Below are 5,278 nucleotides of genomic sequence, written 5' to 3'. Positions count from 1 at the left end.
GAGGTAGTTCCCGACGAGGGGCGGAAACCCGCCGATCGCGAAACCCGAGACCGTGCGGGCGAGCGTCAGCGCCGTGAGCCCCTGGCTCGCGCCGGCCGCCAGAGATCCGGCGGCCATCAGCGCCAGGGAGGCCTGAAGGGCGCGCCTGCGGCCGAAGCGATCACCCAGGATCCCGAAGAAGGGGGCGCCCACCGCCCCACCGGCGAAGACGGAGGCGAGGAGCAGCGAGAGGCTGCCCCGTGGCATGTGTGGGGGCGGTGCGAGGAAGATGGCCGCCAAGGCGTTGCTCAAGGCGACCTCGGCGATGTCGGTGAACAGGCCCAGCGTGCAGACAGCGAGCGCCGCCACGTGGAGCCGCGTGATCGGGAGGGTATCGAGCCGCCGCGTGACGGCCACCACCGATCCGGCCGCGGGCGCGGCGCTATCGGAGGGCGTCGCAGCCTGCAGGCGGGCGTCCATCACGGGCGTGTGTCCTCTCCCGACCGGAGCGTGCGCGCAACCGGTGCCGCACCGCCATAGCTGCGCGCCTCGAACCGGGAAACGTGGCGGCGCTCACAAACGCACGATGCGCTGCTGTCGCGGGTCACACGAGATCCGGCGCCGCGCAGGCCGGCCGGCTGCCGCGGACGGCCCTGCCTCCCGCTCGTTCCGCCGACGGAGCGAAGCCGGCCTGGGCGCGCGCCGCGCTGATAGGGTCCGCAGCCGCCGGCTAGAAGCGCGGTTGCGTGTGCCGAGATCGATCGCGCTGCGATACGGGAGCGACCGGGCCGGGCCGATGGCCGATCACGTCGCCGTTGCGGTAGGCCTCCCGGATGTTGCGTCGTGCGGAGCGACCGGCCGTCCCACCGGGCTGCGTCACGGCCGAGTCGCCGGATGGCGCCAGGACGGTCTGTGCGGAGGCCGCTCCCCCGCCGAGCAGGGACAGGATGACGACGCAGCCCGACAGACCCTTCATGCCCGTATTCCCCTCGCCTGATCGCGCCGTCCCAGCGGACGGTTCCAGCATCGCCGGCGCGCGTCATAGGTCCGGGGTATCTACGTCCACGCGGACGATCGGTTCACGGGCGAGCGCGAGGCTGGTCCGCCGAGCCCGGTGAGGCTCCCGGCGGGAGCTCGCCCGGCCATCGTGCGCGGGCGCGGTCGGGGTGCCGCGCGGCAGCCGGGGGGCGCCGGGGATCGCGCCGGTCAGGCCGCGTTGCGGCCGAGCCGGATCGCCTTGGCGATTTCCGAGCGTCGCTCGGCATAGCCGGGTGCGGTCATCGGGTAGTCCTCCGGCAGCCCGTAGCGCGCGCGATACGAGGCCGGCGTCAGCCCATGCGCCGTGAGATGCCGCTTCAAGGTCTTGTAAGATCGGCCGTCGATGAAGCTGACGATGCCGTCCGGGCGGACCGACCGACGGATCTGCGCGGGGGTCGGCTGCTCATAGGGGATCTCGGCGGCCTTCGGCCGGTCTGTCAGTGCGAACAGGGCGCCGTGCACGGTGGCCAGAAGCGGCGGCAGGCTGGTATGAGGAATTGCGTTGTTCGACAGGTAGGCCGTGACGACGCGCACCGCGACCTCGCTGATCGTCGATTCGAGATGGTCTTGGTCTTTCGGCCACGCGATCGATCGCATCTCTGGTCCCGGCAACCTCGCTCGGTCCTTATGACTACTCGTACATTATGGCCTGTCAATACTTGTTCGCATGTCCGGTAACCCTCTTATTATGCATACAAAATTTTATTGAGATCTTAGAGAGACGGATCCGAAGGCTTATCGGTCTGCGCTGTTGTCTGAGGTTTCCGGCCTTCGCGCCGGGGTGGTCCACCGTCGGGCGCAGGGAATGTGCGGCTGCCTGAAGCTGGGCGAAGGAGCGCGGCCGATGCGACGGTCCGACGGGGCCGAGCCGTCGATGGATCCGAGCCGGCGCCGGACCTTGCCGGGTCATGCCTCGTTCGCGATGGGTGGCGCGCCGGACGGGGCGGGCTCTCGGGCACGGCCGATACTCGAAGGGTGGCGGGTGTGAGGCTGCGCCGGTTCTGTCTCGGGCGTGACGAAAATGTGGCAGAAGCTTGACTATTGCGGCGGAATCAGTTTATCGCTTGACCGTTGCCTTGCGGTTACACCCCCGAGACCTCTGGAGGTTCGGATGTGCGCGCGGAAGACCTTCTACATTTTCGTGGCGGCCACGGACGGTGAGCAGTTCTGCGCCGTCCGACAAGACCAGCCGATCCCGGCGATCATCGACGGTGTGCACTGGATGTATGTGGGCTGCATCGATACCGCGCGGGACAAGCCGTACGGGTTCGATGCGGACGCGGCGCATGCGGCGATGCGGCGGGGCGGCGTCTACCTCTACCGGCGCGAGCTGATGTTCCGGCGGGCCAATTTCCTGCTCGAAGCCGCCTGATGGGGGGCCGGGCGGGTGTGGTTCTGGCGGGCGCGCTCGTCGTCGGTCTCGGGCTCGCCCCCGGCACCGCCGCGGCGCAGATGCCGACACGGGTCGGCACCTGCGTGGCGACCACGATCTCGCGGATCGGGACGCGGTTCAGCGACAAGCTCGTGAAGCCGAAGGGCGACGGGATCGACGAGGGGACGAGCGTCGATCTCAAGAACGGCGTCTACGGCGTCTCCTACGCCTATATCGACGCGATCGCGCGGTCGCGGGTTGGCGATCGGGTGATGACCTGCCTCGTCGCCCTGCCGACCGGCTGCCCCAAGGGCGACGATCGCGGCAAGATGTATACGACGACCAACCTGCGCACGCTGGATTCCTGGACTCTGCCCGACTCCCAGCACATGTGCGGCGGGGCCTGACCCGGCGGCGGTGAACCCGCCACCGGTGTGACCGCGTTTCCCCGCCGGGGGCCGGAATCCAGGTCTCGGGGAGCGGAGGAGCATCCGTGTCGATCAGGAACGGTCTTGTCGCCCTCGTGCTGGCGGCGGTGGGGATAGTGCCGGCTCCCGCCTGGGCGTGGGGCGTTCCCGGATGCACCAACCTTCCCGAATACAACCGCGCCCTGGGCGCCCTGCAGGGCATGACGAGCGCCTGCGACATGAGCGTCGAGGAGGCCCGCCGGATCGTCGCGGCCCATGACGGCGTCGCGCCCGGTCCCCCGGCCGCCGCAGCGGCGCCGCAGGCCACGCCGCGGGTCGCCCCGCGCCATCGCCGGGTGCGGGCGCACCGGAGCGCGCGTCCGCAGCCCCGCCGCTGAGACGGCTCTCCGCCGGCCGAGGGACGCTCAGGCCTCGTCCCCCGGCGCGGCCGGAGGATCCGTGCGGGTGCGGGCCCAGTCCCGGTCGCGCTCCGCCTGCCGGGCGCGCTGCTCCGCCACGTAGGCGTCCTGGTCGGCGCGCTCCCGCTTCCGGCGGCGGTCGGCGGCGGCCGCCGACCGCTTCTGCCACGCCTCCGTCTCGGCCTTCTGGTGGAGCAGTTCCTCGACCGTGATGGGCGTCACCGGCGCCTTGGGTTGCGCCCAGGGATAGGACCGCCGGGGCGGTGGCGGACGGGTCGCCCGGTGGGCGGATTCCTGTCCCGTCCGCCGGAGCCCTTCGGCCGCCTCGGCGAAGGTGAGGCCCGCGCCCCGGGCGATGCGCTCGGCGGCGGCCCGGGCGGCCGCGCGCTCGCCCATCGTGGCGCCCTGGGCGGCGAGGGCGAGGCATTTTTCGAACCGGTCTCGGTCGGCGGGCGTCATGAACGGCGTCTTACCGCCAAGTCGGCCCGCCTGTCCCGTCGCCCCGAACCTGTCAGTCCCGCTTCGCGCTGGCCACCGCGTTGGTGAAGCTGTAGCTGCCGAGCTTCTCGCCGACCACCTGGATGGCGCCGTCCGTGAGGGAGTTCAGCCGTCGGGAGCGGATCTTCATGGTCCCGGAGATGCCGGCGTACTTGCCGGTTCCGCCGATCCACTCGCCCGTGCCCTCGTTGACCGCGCCCAGGGGCTGGACCGGATAGTCCCACTTCTCGAAGACGTGGTCGCCGTCGGCGTCGACGTAGTCGCAATAGCCGTGATTCTCGAGGGTCTTGGCGGCGGTGTCGATCAGCGGGGCGGAGGTGCAGCGTCCGGCCATGTTGTGCAGGAGCCGCCCGCCCGATTCGTTGACGGCGGTCATCATGTTGATCGTCGCCGAAGCCGTTCGATTGTCGCCGATGGCGACAGGTTTTGGCGCAGAGATATTTGTCGATGTGTAAGTGATTCTGAAATCGCCCTGTCGCGGCATGTCCTCGGCGCGGGCCGTTATGGCAGCGGGCAGCATCAGGACGAGCGCGACAGCGGAGAGTCCTGGGGCGAATGCTGTGTGGATGGTCCTTCGTGTCATGACGACCTCCCAGTCCGACGCTTTCAAGACCGGTCGGCATCGATCGCGCAATTGGACGACGGCCGAACGAATCGTGTGCGTCGAGTTAATATTGTTATAGCGAGTTTAAATATTCAATATGTTTGGATTTTGACAGTTTTTGTCGCTCGATCTGCGCGTCGCCATCGCTGCCGGGCCGGCTGGCGGTCCATATGCGCCTGGCCCGCCGTGCGTCTGGGGCCGGTCATGCCGCGCGATTCCGGCGCGTGGGCGGGCCGATGCTACGAGCGGGCGCGTCCGTCCCCGCCCGGACCGATCACCGGCAAGCCGGTCCCGTCCGGCAGGCCGCCGAGCACCACGAGGATCCGTCCCAAGAGCGCCCGCGAGTGCCGCGCGCCACTGCCGGCGCGGTCCGACCGCCCCGGACGGCCCTCGTAGGCCGCGCGCAGCCGGGCGAGCTGACGTCCGCGCGTTTCGGGATCGCTGGAGCCCATGGTCCATCCCCCCGGCGGGCTCTGATCCGCGGTGCGCCCCCGCGAACGAGCCTTCGACCATCCCGAGTCGGGGAGTTGGAAAACCGTGTCTGAACGGTCCCTACGACCTTTAGCGCCGGAACGCCTGGACATGCGTCGCAGGCTCCCCGACCGTATGGCCAAGGATGCGGGTGCCGTTCTGGTCGGCACCAACCATCAGACAGGGGGTTCCACGCCCCAGGGCCGCGCGTACGGCCCCGCTGGCGTTTTAGTCGCGTCTAGGAACGAAATCCAGCCCGGCGTGCCGCCCCGCGCTCGACATGGCGGAAGCCGGCATCGATCAGGAGGGCCAGCGCCGACACCACGAGGCCGCCCTGCAGCACGTAGGCGGTGTTGCCGGTGAGGAGGCCGGGGACCTGCTGGAGGATCTGAAGCAGCGCCTGTCCCTGGCGATGCTGTTCATCACCCACGACCTGCGGGTGGCCGCCACGATCTGCGACCGGATCGCCGTGATGCACCGCGGCGCCATC

9 protein-coding genes and 1 pseudogene are annotated in these 5,278 nt (G+C 70.0%); 4 read left to right on the top strand and 6 right to left on the bottom strand.

Annotated elements, in window-relative coordinates:
- From I53_RS28870 to I53_RS28860, 3 genes are all read right to left on the bottom strand, one after another.
- A partial coding sequence (locus I53_RS28870; RefSeq protein ID WP_043357531.1) for an MFS transporter occupies positions 1-459 on the bottom strand: 459 nt, incomplete at its 3' end.
- Between the two features lie 250 nt (positions 460-709).
- Complete coding sequence (locus I53_RS28865) at positions 710-955, bottom strand: hypothetical protein (RefSeq protein WP_043357529.1); 246 nt, start codon at positions 953-955, stop codon at positions 710-712.
- A gap of 230 nt (positions 956-1,185) precedes the next feature.
- The gene (locus I53_RS28860) at positions 1,186-1,614 is read right to left on the bottom strand and encodes a MucR family transcriptional regulator (RefSeq protein ID WP_051045116.1); all 429 of its coding nucleotides are present in this window, start codon (positions 1,612-1,614) and stop codon (positions 1,186-1,188) included.
- Positions 1,615-2,128: 514 nt separating this feature from the next.
- On the opposite strand from I53_RS28860, the gene I53_RS28855 reads away from it, so the two are divergent.
- The 3 genes from I53_RS28855 (at position 2,129) to I53_RS28845 (ending at position 3,194) form a co-directional block, all read left to right on the top strand.
- Positions 2,129-2,389, top strand: a complete 261-nt coding sequence (locus I53_RS28855; RefSeq protein ID WP_043357527.1) for a hypothetical protein — start codon at positions 2,129-2,131, stop codon at positions 2,387-2,389.
- On the top strand, positions 2,389-2,796 hold the full coding sequence (locus tag I53_RS28850; RefSeq protein WP_043357525.1) for a hypothetical protein: 408 nt from the start codon (positions 2,389-2,391) through the stop codon (positions 2,794-2,796). The genes I53_RS28855 and I53_RS28850 overlap by 1 nt, the downstream gene beginning before the upstream one ends.
- An 86-nt stretch (positions 2,797-2,882) precedes the next feature.
- Entirely contained in the window at positions 2,883-3,194 is a 312-nt protein-coding gene (locus I53_RS28845; protein ID WP_043357523.1) for a hypothetical protein, read from the top strand.
- 27 nt (positions 3,195-3,221) lie between these two features.
- Here I53_RS28845 and I53_RS28840 read toward each other — a convergent pair whose 3' ends face one another.
- The 3 genes from I53_RS28840 to I53_RS28830 all read right to left on the bottom strand — a co-directional run bounded on the left by I53_RS28840 (position 3,222) and on the right by I53_RS28830 (position 4,769).
- On the bottom strand, positions 3,222-3,674 hold the full coding sequence (locus tag I53_RS28840; RefSeq protein ID WP_043357521.1) for a hypothetical protein: 453 nt from the start codon (positions 3,672-3,674) through the stop codon (positions 3,222-3,224).
- Positions 3,675-3,726: 52 nt separating this feature from the next.
- Positions 3,727-4,092: a hypothetical protein gene (locus I53_RS28835; RefSeq protein ID WP_236952768.1), complete on the bottom strand. Its 366-nt coding sequence runs from the start codon at positions 4,090-4,092 to the stop codon at positions 3,727-3,729.
- A gap of 464 nt (positions 4,093-4,556) precedes the next feature.
- A complete protein-coding gene (locus I53_RS28830) occupies positions 4,557-4,769 on the bottom strand; it encodes a hypothetical protein (protein ID WP_043357519.1) in 213 nt (70 codons plus the stop codon).
- Positions 4,770-5,164: 395 nt separating this feature from the next.
- Between I53_RS28830 and I53_RS34375 the strand changes: the two are divergent.
- Positions 5,165-5,278, top strand: a pseudogene (locus I53_RS34375) (ABC transporter ATP-binding protein); the annotation flags it as partial.

It is taken from the genome of Methylobacterium sp. B1 (genome assembly GCF_000333255.1).
Lineage (GTDB): Bacteria > Pseudomonadota > Alphaproteobacteria > Rhizobiales > Beijerinckiaceae > Methylobacterium > Methylobacterium fujisawaense.
The sequence above is the reverse complement of the archived record's forward strand: the minus strand, read 5'-3'. Positions and strand labels throughout refer to the sequence as shown.

Coding starts and splice junctions, on each gene's coding strand:
- I53_RS28865 (WP_043357529.1), bottom strand. CDS start 955: ATGAAGGGTCTGTCGGGCTGCGTCGTCATCCTGTCCCTGCTCGGCGGG.
- I53_RS28860 (WP_051045116.1), bottom strand. CDS start 1,614: ATGCGATCGATCGCGTGGCCGAAAGACCAAGACCATCTCGAATCGACG.
- I53_RS28855 (WP_043357527.1), top strand. CDS start 2,129: ATGTGCGCGCGGAAGACCTTCTACATTTTCGTGGCGGCCACGGACGGT.
- I53_RS28850 (WP_043357525.1), top strand. CDS start 2,389: ATGGGGGGCCGGGCGGGTGTGGTTCTGGCGGGCGCGCTCGTCGTCGGT.
- I53_RS28840 (WP_043357521.1), bottom strand. CDS start 3,674: ATGACGCCCGCCGACCGAGACCGGTTCGAAAAATGCCTCGCCCTCGCC.
- I53_RS28835 (WP_236952768.1), bottom strand. CDS start 4,092: ATGATGACCGCCGTCAACGAATCGGGCGGGCGGCTCCTGCACAACATG.
- I53_RS28830 (WP_043357519.1), bottom strand. CDS start 4,769: ATGGGCTCCAGCGATCCCGAAACGCGCGGACGTCAGCTCGCCCGGCTG.